We start from the raw sequence: 16,271 nt of genomic DNA on the forward strand, positions 1-16,271 counted from the left end.
GCGCTGGTGGCGGCGGAGCTGGCCGAGCTGGGCGCGCGGGGCGAGGGCGGCCGGTTGGGGGTCATCACGCCCGACGGGCTGCACGCGCGGGTGGCGGCTCTGTTCCCGGGGTCGGCGGACCTGGACGCGCCGGTGGTGGTGCTGACGGTGACGCAGGCCAAGGGCCTGGAGTTCGACGGGGTGGTGGTGGTCGATCCGGCGGGGATCCTGGAGCAGTCGCCGATGGGCGGCCACGACCTGTACGTGGCGGTGACCCGGGCGACGCGGCGGCTGACGGTGGTCTGCGAGGGCGAGCTGCCGGCGATGTTGTCCCGTCTGAAATCTACAATGTAAAGCCGCTGGGCTGGTGGCATTCACCCACAATTCATCAAAAAAGCCGCAACGATCGGGAGCGCCCCGGGTGGGTCATTCGTTGTAGAGCTTGTCCGCGACTTCGTGGATGCGGCGGGTGGCGTGGTCGAGGGCGCGCAGGGTCTCGGTGTCGAGGTGGGACATGATGCGCTTGTAGTGTCTGAGGCCCGCGTCGTTGATCTCGGCGATCAGGGTGGCGCCGGCGGGGGTGAGCTCGACCCGGCGCACCCGGCGGTCGTTGGGGTCTTCGTGCCGGCTGACCAGGCCCTGGGCGACCAGGCGGTCGACGATGCCGGTGACGGTGGCGAGGCTGACGCCGAGGGTGTGGGCGAGCTCCTGGCCCGAGGCGGAGCCCTGCGTCGACAGCTGCATGACGACGTGGAGCTGCCGGATGGTGAGGTTGGAGCTGAACAGGGGGGACTGTTGCCGGGTGAACAGTCTTCCCAGGTCGCGCTGTGTCTCGGTGATCCGGCGGATCAGGTCTTCGCGGTCGTCGCTCACGCTCACCTCTCGCTTCCTGAGAAGGTTATCAGGAAAGCTGAGTGAGGCTAAATATTCGTATAAGGCAAAGTGTTAGTCTGGGGCGAACTTTGGAGGGGAGCCTATGACCGCTTTCGCCCGGTTGAGTCTGGTCAACCGCAGTCTTGTGATCTTGGTAGCGGTCGTGATCACCGCGTTCGGCGCGTTCACGATTCCGCAGTTGAAGCAGCAGCTCCTGCCGTCGTTGGCGTTCCCGGGCGCGTTCGTCATCGCGCCCTTCCCCGGCGCCTCGCCGGAGATCGTCGAAGACCAGGTGACGAAGCCGATCGAGGACTCCTTCCAGGGGATCCCCGGCATGGAGCAGATGACCTCCACGTCGAAGGAGGGCATGGCCCAGATCCAGGTGGCCTTCGAGTACGGCACCGACATCGAGGCCTCGCTGAACAAGATGCAGCAGGCCGTCGCCAGGATCACGCTCCCGCAGGGCGTCGATCCGCAGGTGGTGGCAGGCAACACCGACGACATCCCGGTGCTGGTGCTGGCGGTGGGCGACGGCGGCGACGAGCGGGCGATGGCCGACAAGCTGCGCCGGATCATGGTGCCGGAGCTGCAGAGCGTGGAGGGGGTGCGCGAGGCGGCGGTCACCGGCACCCGTGACGAGGTCGTCACGATCGAGCCGGACGTCAAGAAGATGGCGCTGGCCGGGGTGTCGGCGGCGCAGATCCCCGAGGTGCTCAAGGCGAACGGCACGCCGATCCCGGCTGGGTCGCTGACCTCCGACGGCAGGTCGCTGACCGTGCAGGTGGGGTCGCGGGTCGACTCCCTGGAGAAGCTGAAGAACCTCTACCTGACCCCCGCGCAGCCCGCCCAACAGCAGGCCCAGACCCCGGGGCAGACCCAGGGGCAGGCGCAGGGCCGCCCGCAGGCCGGGCAGCCGGCCCAGACGGGCCGGGCCGCCCTGCCGCAGCAGGTGGCGCGGCCCAAGCCGCTCAAGCCGGTCAAGCTCGGTGACGTCGCCGAGATCACGCGCGGCCTGGCCGACGCCTCGACGATCACCCGTACCGACGGCAAGACCAGCCTCGGCGTGTCGGTGACGATGACGCCCGACGGCAACGCGGTGACGATCTCCCACGAGATCCGCGAGAAGCTGCCGGAGCTGACGCGGTCGCTGGGCGACTCCTCCGACACGCAGGTGTCGGTGGTGTTCGACCAGGCGCCGTACGTGGAGGAGTCGATCGAGAACCTGACCACCGAGGGCCTGCTGGGACTGGCGTTCGCGGTGCTGGTCATCCTGGTGTTCCTGCTGTCGGTGCGCTCGACGCTGGTGACCGCGGTGTCGATCCCGCTGTCGGTGGTGATCGCGTTGCTGGCGTTGTGGGCGGGTGACTACTCCCTCAACATGCTGACGCTGGGCGCGCTGACGATCGCGGTGGGCCGGGTGGTCGACGACTCGATCGTGGTGCTGGAGAACATCAAGCGCCATCTGGGTTACGGCGAGGCCAAGCTGCAGGCGATCCTGACCGCGGTGCGGGAGGTGTCGGGGGCGGTGACGGCCTCGACGCTGACGACGGTGGCGGTGTTCGCGCCGATCGCGATCGTGGGCGGCATGGTCGGGGAGTTGTTCCGGCCGTTCGCGGTGACGGTGGCGGTGGCGTTGCTGGCCTCGCTGGTGGTGTCGCTGACGGTGGTGCCGGTGCTGGCGTACTGGTTCCTCAGGGCGCCGTCGTTGTCGCCGGAGCAGGCGCGGGCCCAGCGTGAGGAGGCCGAGGCCAAGGAGCTGCGCAGCCCGTTGCAGCGGGCGTACCTGCCGGTGTTGCGGTTCGCCACGCGGTTCAAGCTGGTGACGGTGCTGATCGGCGTGGCGGTGTTCGTCGGGACGATGGGCCTGGCGGGCGGTCTGCGGACGAACTTCCTGGACTCCTCCGGGCAGAACACGATCTCCCTGACGCAGAAGATGCCGGTCGGCACCGATCTGGCCACGACCGACAAGGCGGCCAAGAAGGTCGAGGGCGTGCTGTCGGGGCTGGCCGGTGTGGAGACGTACCAGGTCAACGTGGGTGGCGGCAACGCCATGCAGGGCGGCGTGGGCGGTGGCGCGGACCGGGCGTCGTTCTCGGTGACGGTCAAGGACGGCGCCGAGCCGGCGACGGTGGAGCGGCAGCTCCGCGAGAAGATCACGGGCCTGTCCGGGGTCGGCGAGGTGACGGTCGGCGGCGCCGGCGGTGGCGGGTTCTCCTCCGACACGGTGAGCGTGATCGTGCAGGCGCCCGACGCCGAGTCGCTGCGCACGGCGACCGAGGCGGTCAAGGGCGCGATGAGCCAGGTGAAGGGTCTGCGTGACCTGTCGTCGAACCTGGAGGCCAGCGCGCCGCGCATCGAGGTCGCGGTGGACCGGGAGAAGGCGGCGGCCAAGGGGCTGTCGGAGGGGCAGGTCGGTCAGGCGGTGGCGCAGGCGTTCCGCGGCGCGCCGCTGGGCCAGATCACCCTGGACGGCCGCAGCAGCGACCTGGTGCTGCGCGGCGGCGACGCGCCCGACGACGTCAAGGCGATCGAGGACCTGAAGCTGCCGACGGCGGCGGGGCTGGTGAAGTTGTCGTCGGTGGCCAAGGTGGAGCAGGTGGCCGGTCCGACGCAGGTGACCAGGATCGACGGTGAGCGTTCTGCGACGGTGTCGGGCAAGGTGGAGGCGTCGGACCTGGGCACCGTCACGCAGGAGCTGACGACGAAGATGAAGTCGGTGGCGCTGGGCGCCGGCGCCCGGTACAAGATCGGCGGCGCCTCGGCCGACCAGGCGGACGCGTTCTCCGACCTGGGCATGGCGATGCTGGCGGCGATCGCGATCGTGTTCATGATCATGGTGGCGACGTTCCGGAGCTTCGTCCAGCCGCTGATCCTGCTGGTGTCGATCCCGTTCGCGGCGACCGGCGCGGTGGGGCTGCTGGTGGCGACCGACACGGCGATGGGTGTGCCGGCGCTGATCGGCATGCTGATGCTGATCGGCATCGTGGTGACGAACGCGATCGTGCTGATCGACCTGATCAACCAGTACCGGGATCAGGGGCTGGGCGTGGTCGAGGCGGTGATCGAGGGCGGCCGGCGCAGGTTGCGGCCGATCCTGATGACGGCGGTGGCCACGATCTGCGCGCTGACGCCGATGGCGCTGGGGGTGACCGGGTCGGGCGGGTTCATCTCGCAGCCGCTGGCGATCGTGGTGATCGGCGGTCTGGTGTCCTCGACCCTCCTGACGCTGGTGCTGGTTCCGACGTTGTACACGGTGGTGGAGCGGGTGAAGGAGCGGATGGGGCGCAAGCCGTCCGCGCCCAAGCACGAGGCCAAGGTCCTCACGCCCACGTCGTGAGCGGAGCACCCCGGCGCCGACCTCATGCGGCGCCGGGGCCGGGCGGGTCACCCCATCCCGCATTTCATAATGCTGATATGAGGCGGTTGTGGGCGCTCGTTGCAGTGGTGGGCCTCCTTGCCATTTTTGGCTGGGGAGACCTGGGGGAAATGGTGTCAAAGTGGACTTCCGGCCCTTTGGGATCAACCACGCAATGGGGGCCGTTCACTCTTTTCTGGTGGGGTCGTCTCGGGAAGTGTCTGCAGTTCCTTGGCGGCCTTGTCGCCCTGCTCGATCTGGTGGATCCGGAAAAGGTTAGAGAAGCCGCCCGAAAGGCGTCCGCCCGGGCCCGAAAGCTGCGCAGAACTCTTCACCTGAGCTCGTACCTGTCGGAGCTGATCGCGCTGGAGAACCTGCTGCTCAGCCGTACCGTCTGGCACAATCCCACCGACTGGCGAGGGCTGGAGGCCGACTACATCGATCCGACGCCTCCCCGGCAAGGGTTCGCCGGCAGCCTCGTCCCGCTCGAGGACTACCTGCGCATGAAGGACGACTTCGTCAAGAATCGCCATGACTATTGCGGCCGTCAATGCCGCTACGGCGAACCGCATGAGTGGATCTGCAGCGACCAGAAAGTGCGGCTGAAGCGGGCCATCCGCGATCTGGTGACGTCCGGCCTGCCTGCCGAGGAACGTCCTGTGCGCGAACTGGCAGAAGAAGAAGTGGCTGCGTTGAACCTTGCCGAGCCCCTTCTGTCGCTGGCCGTGCTGGGAGCAGGTATCGGCATCTTCACCTGGGGCGTCGCGGAGTTCAGCCACAGCGCGATGTGGGCGGCGATGGGCCTGTTCGGCTCGGCGTCGCTGGCGTTCACCGTGATGACGTCCGGGGAGCTCATGCTGGAGAAATCAGGCGTCTGGCTGAGGTACAAGCCGGCCATCTTTCTCCGCTTACGGTTCGCCCGAGCGCTGGAGGTCATGCGTCCCAGTCGCAAGCTACGCTGGGCCGGATTCGCGATCTTCTTCGTCGGGTTTCACCTCGACCTGCTGGCTTCGTAAGCCACCTGCCCATTCATCAGCTTCGGGGACGCGTCGGCCGCGGAGCAGCTGTCTGTCTGCTTCACCCGCCGTCCGGGTGGTCCCCCAGCAAGGTGCTGAACCTGGCCGCGCAGGCCGGTGACGGCGCCGTGATCATCAGTTGGGGGCTGCCCGTCGACGACGGCAGCTCCGCGATGCTGGACGCCCACCCCTATGACACGCAAGCTCCGCCGTGAGCGCGTTCCTGGAATGGCTCCACCCCTACATGCTCGGCAGCACGGTCGCCACGTGGTCGTCGTTGCTGGTGCCGGGGCTGCTGGACGCGCTGCTGCTGTGGTGGCTCCTTGGCCGCCGAGGAGGCCTTGGGGCATGCCGCTGGCGCAGGTATGCCTTCTCCTGCTGCTCCCTCGTACGCCGCCTCAAGAGGTGACGGTCCGGCAGAAGTAAAAGAGTTATGTGGAAGTTGCTTCCAGGGCGTAATGAAAATGCCTGCCGGAGTTTCAGGGGAAGAAATGCGTTTCGGCGGCGGAAATAAATTCCGGGCGGTCGTCTTGACGATTCCCGGTAATGGCGGGTCACGATGGAGGGGCCAGAGGAAGAAGTCCTGTGGGAGGAACCGTGTTCAAGGAAGCATGCGCTGTGAGCGCCCTTGTCGCTGCCGCCCTCGCCCCTTCGACGGCCTCGCAGGCGCTGGGGGAGAAAGTCCACGCCGCCACCGTCACGCCCGCCGCGTCGGCCGCGCCTGCCGACTGTGCCGCGGGCGGCGCCGCCAGTGGCGCGCCCAAGTGCAAATATCTGGAGGAAGGCAACAAGCGCTGCTACTACTGCCGCGACAAGAAGGGCGGCGGGTACAAGAAGCAGTACTGCGAGCAGAAGACCAAGCAGCCCGAGCAGGCGACGGAGCGCGAGTGCAAGACCACCAAGGAGCCGATCACGGGGAGCCCGGACCGTACGTGCAAGACCTGCACGGACGCCAAGACGGGCAAGGTCCTGTCCCGGGAGTGCAACAGCTAGCCGGCGCCGGGCACACGCTTCTGGTGACGGTCCGGCCCTTCGGCCGGCCGGGGCCCGGTAGCAGGGGCCGGTGACCGGGAAGCGGGGGAGGCGGCGCGGTGCGAGGTCGGGACGACCCGCCGCACCGCCCCCCAAGGCCCGCGGCGGTTACTTCTTGAAGGCGTCCTTGACCTTCTTGCCGGCGTCCTTGACCTTCTCACCCGCCTGCCTCAGGCCGCCTTCGGTCTGGTCGGCGCGGCCTTCGGCCTGAAGGCTCTCGTTGTCTGTGGCGTCGCCGATGTTCTCCTTGGCGCGTCCCTTGAGCTCCTGGGCCTTGTTGCGGATCTTGTCGTCGGTGCTCATGTTCATGCCTTTCTGGTCGGGTCCTCGCGACTTCCTGTACTTACCGGCCAGGACAGGGGGAAACATGGCCTCCGTCCGGCCCGGCGCGCGACGGCGCTGGTCAGCGCCCGTCCGCGGGGGGCGGACGTGCCCGCAACGTGGCCGCAACGGGGCCGCGGGGAAGGGCGTGCGGGCTGGATGCGGTGGCGGTGACGGGGTGTGAATAGACTTGTCCAACGTGACTTCCAAGCCGCGCATCCCGAACGTCCTGGCCGCCCGCTACGCCTCACCCGGGCTGGCCCGCCTGTGGTCTCCCGAGTACAAGATCATCGCTGAGCGGCGGTTGTGGCTGGCGGTGCTGCGGGCGCAGGCCGAGCTCGGGGTGGCGGTGCCCGACGGCGCGGTCGCCGACTACGAGAAGGTGGTCGAGCAGGTCGACCTGGAGTCGATCGCGGCGCGCGAGCGCGTCACCCGCCACGACGTCAAGGCGCGCATCGAGGAGTTCAACGCGCTGGCCGGGCACGAGCAGGTGCACAAGGGCATGACCTCGCGCGACCTGACCGAGAACGTCGAGCAGCTGCAGATCCGCGACAGCCTGCTGCTGGTCCGCGACCGCGTCGTGGCGCTGCTGGCCCGCCTGGCCTCCCTGGCCGAGGAGCACACGTCCACCGTCATGGCCGGGCGGTCCCACAACGTGGCAGCGCAGGCCACGACGCTGGGCAAGCGGTTCGCCTCGGCCGCCGACGAGCTGCTGGCCGGCTACCACCGGCTGGAGGAGCTGATCGGCCGCTACCCGCTGCGCGGCGTCAAGGGCCCGGTCGGCACCTCCCAGGACATGCTCGACCTGCTGGGCGGCCGCCAGGACAGGCTGGCCGAGCTGGAGGAGAAGGTCACCGCGCACCTGGGGTTCTCCCGCCGGCTGACCAGCGTCGGCCAGGTCTACCCGCGATCCCTGGACTTCGAGGTGGTCTCGGCGCTGGTGCAGCTGGCGGCCGCGCCGTCCTCGCTGGCCAGGACGATCCGGCTGATGGCCGGGCACGAGCTGGTCACCGAGGGATTCAAGGAGGGGCAGGTCGGCTCCTCGGCGATGCCCCACAAGATGAACACCCGCTCCTGCGAACGCGTCAACGGCCTGACCGTGGTGCTGCGCGGCTACGCCTCCATGGTGGGCGAGCTGGCCGGCGACCAGTGGAACGAGGGCGACGTGTCCTGCTCGGTGGTGCGCCGGGTGGCGCTGCCGGACGCGTTCTTCGCCTTCGACGGGCTGGTGGAGACGATGCTGACCGTGCTGGAGGAGTTCGGCGCGTTCCCGGCGGTGATCTCGGCCGAGCTGGGCCGCTACCTGCCGTTCCTGGGCACGACGAAGATGCTGATGGCCGCCGTGCGCGCCGGCATGGGCCGCGAGCAGGCCCACGAGCTGATCAAGGAGCACGCGGTGGCGGCGGCGCTGGCGATGCGGTCGCGGGGCGCCTCCAACGAGCTGCTGGACCTGCTGGGCGCCGACGAGCGTTTCCCGCTGGACCGCGCCGAGCTGGAGGCGCTGCTGGCCGACCGGGTCTCCTTCACCGGCGCGGCCGCCGCGCAGGTGGCCGAGGTGGTGCGGCAGGTGGGGCAGGTCGTGGCCGAGCACCCGCAGGCCGCCGCGTACCGGCCGGGCGAGATCTTGTGATCCACCGGCTCGGCGACCCGGGCGCGCTGCGCGCCGCGTGCGGCGACGACGACCTGGTCGTGTGGACGGGCCAGGACCTGCGCGGCCGGGCCCGCGCCTGGGCGTTACGGGAGGCGGTGGTGGCCGCCGCCCCGGGCATCGCCCGGCACGACCGGCTGGCGGTGTGGGGCGACCCGGACGACGCGGCCGAGCTGGTCCGGCACGCGCTGGCCGAGCTGGGGCCCACCTTCCGGCCGCTGGGCGAGCGGGAGCTGATGCGGCGGGTGGCGGCGAGGCTGGAGGGTGTGACGGAGAGCGGCGCGTTCTCCTGGATGAGCCTGCCGGGGCCGCCCCGCCCCCGGCCCGGCCAGGCCGGCGCGCCGCCACGGGATGCCGGCCCACGCGACGCCGGCCCTCTGGATGCCGGCCCGGCGGGCGGCCCCGCTGTGGGCCCGACGTCGGCGGTCGGCTGGCTGGACGGCGCGGCCGAGCGGGAGATCGCCGCGCTGCTGGCCGGGGACGCGCCCGCGTCGTACGCGGTGCCGGGCGCAGCCGGGGTGCGGCGCTGGGCGGGTGTGCGGGTGGGGCGCGAGCTGGCCGCGGTGGCGGCCGACGCGTGGTCGGCGCCGTCGGTGGGCCTGCTGGCCGGCGTCGCCACGGCGGCCCGCTTCCGCGGGCGGGGGCTGGCCGAGCGGGTGTGCGGCTGGATGTCGTCGCAGCTCGTGGCCACGCACGGCCGCGCGGCGCTGATGGTCGACGACGTCAACGCCGCGGCGATCAAGGTGTACGAGCGGATCGGCTACCGCCGGCGCCTGGTGCTGGCCTGCCACGTCGCCGGCTGAACCCCCGCGGGGGGAGGCGGTGGGTCAGGTGATGGCGCGGTAGGTCAGGTGGGTGGCCAGGGGCGAGAAGTGCGTCTCGACCGGTTCCCACTGGCGCGGGCGCGCGTGTGCGAACAGGCGGGTGCCCGCGCCGAGCAGCAGCGGCGCCAGGTGCAGGCGCAGCTCGTCGAGCAGCCCTTCGTCGGTGGCCTGGCCGATCAGGTCGGCACCGCCCATGACGACGATGTCGCCGTCGCCGGCCACGGTGCGGGCGTGCTTGACGGCCGCGGCGGGGCCGTCGGTGATGAAGGTGAACAGTTCGGGCCGGCGTACCGCTGGGGGCGGGACGTGGGTGACGACGAACACGGGCGGCGTCTGCGCCTGCTCGCGGGCCGAGCCGTAGCCGAGGGGGTCGCCCCACCCGTAGGGGCCGTCGACCACGTCGAAGGTGCGCCGTCCCATGAGGACGGCGCCGGTGGCGCGGACCGCGCCGCCCAGGACGCGCGCGTCGACGTCGGTGGGCTGGCGGGCCCAGGCGTGCAGCAGTTCGCCGCCGGTGCCCAGGCCGTGTTCGAGGCCGGGATCGGGGCCGGTGACGTAGCCGTCCAGCGATACGGAGATGTCGGCGACGACCTTGCTCAACGGGTCCCTCCCCCTGGCGTGTCCGGTCGGTCACCACGCTGTCATCGGCGCTGGGAAAACCGGGTGAGGTTCGAGCGGTGCTCGTGCAGAGTTGACGGCGTGATGTCCAATTTTGTGCCTGGTATTGAGCTTTCTCGTGCCTTCTACGGCGAAGTCGTCGCGCCGCTCCTTCCCGGCGTGCGGCACAGCGCCGCGCTGATCGGCCCGGGGTCCGAGGTGCTCGCGTTCGACACGGCCCGCTCGGCCGACCACGACTGGGGGCCGCGGGTCCTGCTGTTCGTGCCCGCCGGTCAGGTGGAGCCGGTACGGGACCGGGTGGCGGCGGGGTTGCCCGACCGGTTCGGCGGTTTTGACACCGTGTTCGAGTACCACGGGGTGCGGCAGCCGGGGGTCGTGGTGGCCGAGCTGGGGGAGTGGCTGGCCGGGCGGCTCGGGTTCGATCCGCGTGCAGGTGTGTCCCTGCTGGACTGGTTGTCCGTGCCGTGGCAGACGCTGGCCGAGGTGACGGGCGGTGAGGTCTTCTGCGACGGGTTGCCGGGCGTGGGGCTGGAGGCGGCCCGGCAGGCGTTGCGCTGGTATCCGCAGGACGTGTGGCGGTACGTGCTGGCCTGCCAGTGGCAGCGCATCGGCCATGAGGAGCCGTTCCCCGGGCGGTGCGCGGAGGTGGGGGACGAGCTGGGGTCGGCCGTGGTGGCGGCGCGGCTGGCGCGGGAGGTGATGCGGCTGGCGTTGCTGCTGCGGCGCCGCTACCCGCCGTACGCCAAGTGGCTGGGCAGCGCGCTGGCCCGGCTGCCGGGCTCGGCCGAGCTGGGTGAGGCGCTGGGGGTGGCGATGGCGGCGCGGTCGTGGCGCGAGCGGGAGGAGGGCCTGACGGCGGCGTACGGACGGCTGGCGGCGCTGCAGAATCGCATGGCGCTGACCGAACGGCTGGAGGAGGGGGTGCGGGGGTTCTTCGACCGGCCGTTCCGGGTGATCGGCGGGGAGCGGTTCGCGCGGTCGCTGCTGGCGTCGGTGACGGATCCGGCGGTCAGGGGGCTGCCGGTGGCGGGGTGCGTGGATCAGTTGTCGGACACGGTGGAGCTGGTGACCTCGCCCCGCCGGGCGCGCGCGCTGACGGCCGCGGCGCTGGACCTCCCCGCTTAGAAATCTACATTGTAAAGCTGCTGGGTCCGGACAAGATCCATTTCCCCACTTCAAAACCCTTCAGCCAGGTCAGAGGCGGCGGGCGTTGGCGTGGATGGCCTGGCGGTAGTACGCGGCCAGGCCGGGGGCGCGGTCGTCGTAGGCAGCGGTGAAGCGGGGGTCGGTGGCGTACAGGTCGCCGAGGCCGCGGTGGAGTTCGGGCGTGCAGTCGTAGAACCAGCGGGTGATGTGGGCGCGGTGGCGTTCGGCGATGTCCATGACGTGGGGGTGGTCGGGGGCGAGCCCGCGGGTGCGGGCGGCGTGCATGTCGTCGTCGATGGCGGTGGCTTCGGCGGTGAGCTGGAGCCAGTCGGTCTTGGTGTAGGCGGCGGTGCGGCGGCGGCTTTCGGCGTGGGCGTCGGTGTGGCCCCAGCGGCGTTGGACTTCGGCTTGGTGGTCTTCGGGGGTGAAGTCGCCGAAGACGTCGAAGCGTTCTTCCGGGGTGAGGGGGAGGTGGTGGGTGTGGGCTTGGATGGCGCGTTCGACGTTGGTGATGACCTGGTGGAGGCGTTGGGCTTTGCGGGTGAGGAGTTCGTGTTGGCGGTGGAGGTGGGTGAGGTGGTCGGTGTGGGGCTGGTCGAGGATGTCGGTGATCTGTTCGAGGGGGAAGCCGAGTTCGCGGTAGAGGAGGATTTGCTGGAGGCGGAGGAGGTCGTCGTGGGTGTAGCGGCGGTAGCCGGCGGTGGTGCGTTGGCTGGGGGTGAGGAGGGCGATTTCGTCGTAGTGGTGGAGGGTTCGTACGGTGATGCCGGCCAGTTTGGCGACTTGGCCGATGGAGAGGGTCATGGGTCTGACGTTACGTGAGGGTTGGTGTGTAGGTGGATGAGGAGTTGCTGCCGATTGGGCAGTTTGCGCGGCTTGGTCGGTTGAGTGTGAAGCAGTTGCGGCATTACGACGAGTTGGGGTTGTTGCGTCCGGCGTATGTGGATGCGGTGACGGGTTACCGGTATTACCGGGCTGGTCAGGCGCGGGAGGCGTTGTCGATCGGGTTGTTGCGGTCGTTGGATGTGCCGTTGGCGGTGGTGGGGCGGGTGTTGTCGGGGGAGGTGGGGGCGTTGGAGTCGGTTCGGGTGTCGTTGGAGGTGGAGTTGGCGCGGCGGCGGCGGACGTTGGCGTCGTTGGAGCGGGTGCTGGCTTCGGGGTTGCCGGCGGCTGAGGTGTCTTTGGTGCGGGAGGGCGGGGTGCGGGCGGCGTTCGTGGGTGAGCGGGCGGCGGGGATGGAGGATGTGGGGCGGGCTACGTCTGCGGCGGTGGCGCGGTTGGTGGCGGGGTTGCCGGAGGGGTTCGGGCCGGTGCGGTTGGTGGGGTTGTTTCCGGTGGATGTGGGTGAGGTGGTGGACGTCCGGGTGGCGTTGTTGCTGGAGGACGGGGTGGAGGTCGGTGGGGGGTTCGAGGTGGGGGTGTTGCCGGGTGGGGTGTTCGCGCGGGCGACGCATGTGGGGCCTTATGACCAGATCGCGTTGACGGTGCATGCGGTTCTTGCGTGGTGTGCTGAGCGGCGTCTGGTGGTGAGGGGTGCGGTGCGGGAGGTGTATGTGTCGGATCCGGGGTGTACGCCGCCTGGGGAGTTGGTGACGGATGTGCTGGTTCCGGTGGTGGACGGGGTTTCGTGAGGGGGGTGGTCAGGGGCAGCCGTTGGGGGGCTGGACGGCGACGACGATGTCGACGGGTGGAGCCTGCGGTGGCGGTGTCGCCGGGCGGGGGATTTGCTGGGTTCCGTTGCCCCAGGTCCATACGGTGCCGTCGGTGTGCAGGGCGTAGCTTTCGAGGTAGACGCCGCTGGTCTGGGTGACGTCGTGGCCGCCGGTGGAGGCCATGGGGATGGGGTGGGTGACGGGGGTGTCGTTGGTGCCGTTGCCGACTTGGCCGAAGAAGTTGTATCCCCATGCGTGGACGATGGGTGCGGTGCCGGTCTGGGTGGTGGGTGTGAGCGGGGCGGTGGCCAGGAGGAGTGCGGCGGCGAGGGTGGCTGTGGCAGGCGGTGTCTCGCTGGTCTCTTTCGGTGGGTGGTCTTTGTGGGGTGGGCGTTCCATCCCGTTCCAGCAGTCCGGATGTTGGGTGTTTTGTCGGTTTCGTGATGAGGTCACGGGCGGTCGGTGACGAGGTCTCTGGTTCGGCGATCAACGACCCGGCAGAGTCGTGGACGTCCCCACCGGAACCGAAAGGACCCCTGATGAGAACCCTTGCCCTGTTGTCCGCCTCCGCCCTGGCGGCGACCCTCCTGGCGGCCCCGGCGCACGCCGCCGTCACCCGGTGGAGCTCCTGTCAGCCCGGCGAGGGCGTCGATCCCCGGCAGGAGTGCGCGACGATCGAGGTGCCGATGGACTACTCCGCCCCCGGCGGTCCGTCGGTCACGCTGGCGGTGTCCAGGATCGAGACGGCTCGTCCCGACCTCCGCCGCGGCGTGTTGCTGATCATTCCGGGCGGTCCCGGCAGCCCGGGGCTGAACCGGCCGAGCACGTTGGTGAAGAAGCTGCCGAAGGAGGTGCTCGACCGGTTCGACATCGTCGGGTTCGACCCGCGTGGCGTGGGGAAGAGCTCGCCGGTCTCCTGCGGGCTCGCGCCCGCCGACCTGTCGCTGACGCGGCTGAAGCCCTATCCCGACGCCGACGGCGGGATCGCCGGGAACGCGGCGTGGTCGCGCCGGATCGCCGAGGCGTGCGCCCGCAACGGCGGGCCGCTGATCCGGCACATCAGCACCCGCAACCACGCCAGGGACATCGACCGGATCCGGGTGGCGCTCGGCGAGGACAAGATCTCCTACTGGGGCGTCTCCTACGGCACCTACGCGGGCGCCGTGCACGCCACGATGTTCCCCGGCACCACCGATCGGGTGATCCTCGACAGCAACGACGACCCCGATCCGCGCAGGGTGGCGCGTCAGTGGCTGGCCAACTACGCCGTCGGGGTGCAGGACGCCTTCCCCGACTTCGGCGCGTGGGCGGCCGCGCGCGACGGCGAGTACGGCCTGGGCGCCGACGTGGCGGCGGTGCGCCGGACGTTCCTGGAGCTGGCCGCCCGGCTGGACCGCGAGCCGCTCGCCTGGCCCGGGGCGGAGCCGGAGCAGCGGCTGAGCGGCAACCTGCTGCGGGAGACCCTGCTCAACGCGCTGTACTCGCGGGCCAATTACCCGATGCTGGCGGGGCTGTTGAAGGCCGCGCTGAGCGGCGCCGGGCTGCCCGCGCCCAACCAGCCGCCGCAGGCCGCCCTGCAGAACACCGCCGCGCACGCCGGCGCCACGATGTGCAACGACGTGGTGTGGCCGGGCTCGGTCGCCCGGCACGAGCAGCAGGTGCGGCGCAGCCGGGCCGCCTACCCGTTGACGGCGGGCATGCCGGTGAATCTCGGGCCGTGTGCGTCCTGGCCGTGGCGGCCCGCCGAGCCGGCCACGCGGATCGGTTCGCGCGGTCCGGCCAACGTCCTGTTGATCCAGAATCTGCGGGATCCGGCCACGCCCTACAGCGGGGCACTGAAGATGCGTGAGGCGCTCGGGCAGCGGGCCCGGATGGTCGCCGTGGACTCCAGTGGTCACGGGGTGTATCTGGCCAACGGCAACGCCTGCGGCGATCGTGCCGTCACCGACTTCCTGGTGACGGGCCGCCTGCCCGCGCGTGACCTGAGCTGCTGACCTGCGCTGCTGACCTGCGCTGCCGGCTCGGCGAGGCGGTGCGGGTTGTGCCGCTCCCACACCCGCATTTGTCCAGATTCTGACGTATTGTCCACCAGCGCGGCCTTCGCCTGTTAGATTCCGAGTCGTGATCAAGGAGAGGCACGGCAACGGCCCCGCCACGGGCCGCTGAGGCAGGACGAGGGATGCTCCACCGCCAGGCCAGGGGGCCCGATCATGCGCCGTGCGAGCAGTCCCGCCCGCCGATCGACGTGCCGATCGACGATAGGAGCAATGTGCTGAGAAGAACATCCCTGCTCGCCACCGCCCTCATGACGGTGGCGACGCTGTTAGCCGTCCCCATGGCGGGGACGGCCGGCGCGGCGGTGACCCGGCAGGACGTCACGGATGCCGTCGGCAAACGCGGCATCACCTGGGGGCCGTGCGAGGAGGAACCCACCGTCGAGTGCGGCACGCTGGCCGTGCCCGTCGACTGGTCCGAGCCCGACGGGCCGACCGTCGCCCTGGCGCTGGCCCGCCGCAAGGCCACCGCCCCGTCCTCGCGGATCGGCTCCCTGCTGAGCAACCCCGGCGGCCCCGGCAACTCCGGCGTGAACGACATCCTGCGCCCCTCCGGCTTCAGCCAGGACATCCAGCGGCGCTTCGACATCGTCGGCTACGACCCCCGCGGCGTGGCCCGCAGCCGCTCGGTGACCTGCTCGGCCTCGGTCTACAACCAGATGCCCTACCCGGTCATGACCAGCCAGGCCGACTACCTGACGTGGGTCGCCTTCGACAGGAGGCTGCGCGCCGACTGCCGCAAGCTCACCGGCCCGCTGTACGACCACCTCGACTCGGTCAACGTGGCCCGCGACATGGACGCCATCCGCGCCGCGCTGGGTGAGGACAAACTGACCTCCTACGGCGTCTCCTACGGCACGCTGGCCCAGCAGATGTACGCCGAGCTGTTCCCCAACCGGATCCGCGCCATGGTGCTGGACAGCAACATGGACCACAGCCTGGACGTCAAGGCGTTCCAGGTGAGCGAGGCGGCCACCGTCCAGGACAGCTTCGAGGAGTTCGTGGCCTGGTGCGGGCGCGACAGCGACTGCGTGCTGCGCGGGCGCGACATCCGGGCGTTGTGGAAGGGGCTGCTGGCCAAGGCGGGCAGCGGCCAGCTGCGGTGGCCGGGCGACGGCCGCCCGGTGAGCGCGCACAACCTGCTGTGGCTGGGCGTGGTGCTCAACGAGGCGCCCGCCTGGCGGCTGGAGGCCAAGGTGCTGCTCGCGCTGGCGGGCGGCCCGGTGCCGGAGGACATGCCGGGCCCTCCCGGCAACTGGCCGGTGAACGGCACGTACGCCGAGCTGCCCACCGCGATCTTGTGCCAGGACTGGAACCTGTCGCTGCGGGGCTACGCCGAGTACGCCGAGGTGATGCGCGCCTCCAACGCGGTGGCGCCGGACATGCGCTACAACCCGATGCCGATGGGCGACATGCCGATCTGCCAGGGCCATCCGGTCAACAACCCCCAGCACCCGCTGCGGTACAAGGGCAGCACGCCGCTGCTGGTGGCCACCTCCAAGCACGACCCCGACACGCCGTACGCGTGGTCGGCCAACGTGGCCCGCCAGCTCGGCGCCAAGGCCACCCTGCTCACCTACGAGGGCTGGGGCCACGGCGTCTACGGCATGACCACGTGCACCACGGCCGCGATGGACAGCTACCTGATCTCCGGGGCCGTACCCGCCAAGGGCATCAGCTGCCCGGCGGAGGAACCCCAGGGCTGACACGGGGCTTCCACGGGGCTTCACAGGGCTGATCGTGCCGGGCGCCT

Annotated in this window: 17 protein-coding genes; 12 read left to right on the forward strand and 5 right to left on the reverse strand. The window is 70.5% G+C overall.

Annotation, left to right across the window (positions count from 1 at the left end):
* The coding region (locus AB0J71_RS19495; RefSeq protein WP_364415249.1) for an ATP-binding domain-containing protein at window positions 1-333 on the forward strand (333 nt) is incomplete at its 5' end.
* Between the two features lie 72 nt (window positions 334-405).
* Here AB0J71_RS19495 and AB0J71_RS19500 read toward each other — a convergent pair.
* Window positions 406-858 carry a MarR family transcriptional regulator gene (locus AB0J71_RS19500; protein WP_364390363.1) on the reverse strand — a complete coding sequence of 151 codons (453 nt, stop codon included), beginning with the start codon at window positions 856-858 and terminating at the stop codon, window positions 406-408.
* A gap of 97 nt (window positions 859-955) precedes the next feature.
* Here AB0J71_RS19500 and AB0J71_RS19505 point away from each other — a divergent pair, with 97 nt between their 5' ends.
* The 5 genes from AB0J71_RS19505 (at window position 956) to AB0J71_RS19525 (ending at window position 6,216) form a co-directional block, all read left to right on the forward strand.
* Complete coding sequence (locus tag AB0J71_RS19505) at window positions 956-4,189, forward strand: efflux RND transporter permease subunit (RefSeq protein ID WP_364415251.1); 3,234 nt, start codon at window positions 956-958, stop codon at window positions 4,187-4,189.
* A 77-nt stretch (window positions 4,190-4,266) separates the two neighbouring features.
* Entirely contained in the window at window positions 4,267-5,223 is a 957-nt protein-coding gene (locus AB0J71_RS19510; RefSeq protein WP_352327817.1) for a hypothetical protein, read from the forward strand.
* 92 nt (window positions 5,224-5,315) lie between these two features.
* A complete protein-coding gene (locus AB0J71_RS19515; protein ID WP_352327818.1) occupies window positions 5,316-5,438 on the forward strand; it encodes a hypothetical protein in 123 nt (40 codons plus the stop codon).
* Window positions 5,435-5,632: a hypothetical protein gene (locus tag AB0J71_RS19520; RefSeq protein WP_364415253.1), complete on the forward strand. Its 198-nt coding sequence runs from the start codon at window positions 5,435-5,437 to the stop codon at window positions 5,630-5,632. The genes AB0J71_RS19515 and AB0J71_RS19520 overlap by 4 nt, the downstream gene beginning before the upstream one ends.
* A 209-nt stretch (window positions 5,633-5,841) precedes the next feature.
* Entirely contained in the window at window positions 5,842-6,216 is a 375-nt protein-coding gene (locus AB0J71_RS19525) for a hypothetical protein (RefSeq protein WP_352327819.1), read from the forward strand.
* A gap of 147 nt (window positions 6,217-6,363) precedes the next feature.
* Here the strand turns inward: AB0J71_RS19525 and AB0J71_RS19530 are convergent, their stop codons facing one another.
* Window positions 6,364-6,558 (reverse strand): CsbD family protein, encoded by a 195-nt coding sequence (locus tag AB0J71_RS19530; RefSeq protein ID WP_352327820.1) that lies wholly within the window; start codon window positions 6,556-6,558, stop codon window positions 6,364-6,366.
* A 217-nt stretch (window positions 6,559-6,775) separates the two neighbouring features.
* Here AB0J71_RS19530 and purB point away from each other — a divergent pair, with 217 nt between their 5' ends.
* Both purB and AB0J71_RS19540 read left to right on the forward strand, forming a co-directional pair.
* Complete coding sequence (purB, locus tag AB0J71_RS19535; RefSeq protein WP_364415255.1) at window positions 6,776-8,206, forward strand: adenylosuccinate lyase; 1,431 nt, start codon at window positions 6,776-6,778, stop codon at window positions 8,204-8,206.
* Window positions 8,203-9,027, forward strand: a complete 825-nt coding sequence (locus AB0J71_RS19540; protein WP_364415257.1) for a GNAT family N-acetyltransferase — start codon at window positions 8,203-8,205, stop codon at window positions 9,025-9,027. Before purB ends, AB0J71_RS19540 begins: the two co-directional genes overlap by 4 nt.
* 24 nt (window positions 9,028-9,051) lie before the next feature.
* On the opposite strand, the gene AB0J71_RS19545 is transcribed toward AB0J71_RS19540, so the two are convergent.
* The gene (locus tag AB0J71_RS19545; RefSeq protein WP_364415259.1) at window positions 9,052-9,648 is read right to left on the reverse strand and encodes a dihydrofolate reductase family protein; all 597 of its coding nucleotides are present in this window, start codon (window positions 9,646-9,648) and stop codon (window positions 9,052-9,054) included.
* Window positions 9,649-9,762: 114 nt separating this feature from the next.
* Here AB0J71_RS19545 and AB0J71_RS19550 point away from each other — a divergent pair, with 114 nt between their 5' ends.
* Window positions 9,763-10,791 (forward strand): DUF4037 domain-containing protein, encoded by a 1,029-nt coding sequence (locus AB0J71_RS19550; RefSeq protein ID WP_364415261.1) that lies wholly within the window; start codon window positions 9,763-9,765, stop codon window positions 10,789-10,791.
* 69 nt (window positions 10,792-10,860) lie between these two features.
* Here the strand turns inward: AB0J71_RS19550 and AB0J71_RS19555 are convergent, their stop codons facing one another.
* Complete coding sequence (locus tag AB0J71_RS19555) at window positions 10,861-11,616, reverse strand: MerR family transcriptional regulator (protein ID WP_364415263.1); 756 nt, start codon at window positions 11,614-11,616, stop codon at window positions 10,861-10,863.
* A gap of 32 nt (window positions 11,617-11,648) precedes the next feature.
* Here AB0J71_RS19555 and AB0J71_RS19560 point away from each other — a divergent pair, with 32 nt between their 5' ends.
* Window positions 11,649-12,443, forward strand: a complete 795-nt coding sequence (locus AB0J71_RS19560; protein ID WP_352330146.1) for a MerR family transcriptional regulator — start codon at window positions 11,649-11,651, stop codon at window positions 12,441-12,443.
* A gap of 9 nt (window positions 12,444-12,452) precedes the next feature.
* Here AB0J71_RS19560 and AB0J71_RS19565 read toward each other — a convergent pair whose 3' ends face one another.
* On the reverse strand, window positions 12,453-12,863 hold the full coding sequence (locus tag AB0J71_RS19565; RefSeq protein ID WP_352330144.1) for a hypothetical protein: 411 nt from the start codon (window positions 12,861-12,863) through the stop codon (window positions 12,453-12,455).
* A 140-nt stretch (window positions 12,864-13,003) separates the two neighbouring features.
* Here AB0J71_RS19565 and AB0J71_RS19570 point away from each other — a divergent pair, with 140 nt between their 5' ends.
* Together AB0J71_RS19570 and AB0J71_RS19575 are read left to right on the forward strand one after the other, a co-directional pair.
* Entirely contained in the window at window positions 13,004-14,458 is a 1,455-nt protein-coding gene (locus AB0J71_RS19570; RefSeq protein ID WP_364415265.1) for an alpha/beta hydrolase, read from the forward strand.
* 275 nt (window positions 14,459-14,733) lie between these two features.
* Window positions 14,734-16,224 (forward strand): alpha/beta fold hydrolase, encoded by a 1,491-nt coding sequence (locus tag AB0J71_RS19575; RefSeq protein ID WP_364415267.1) that lies wholly within the window; start codon window positions 14,734-14,736, stop codon window positions 16,222-16,224.
* Window positions 16,225-16,271 lie beyond the last annotated feature (47 nt).

This window comes from Nonomuraea sp. NPDC049637, assembly GCF_040675235.1.
Lineage (GTDB): Bacteria > Actinomycetota > Actinomycetes > Streptosporangiales > Streptosporangiaceae > Nonomuraea.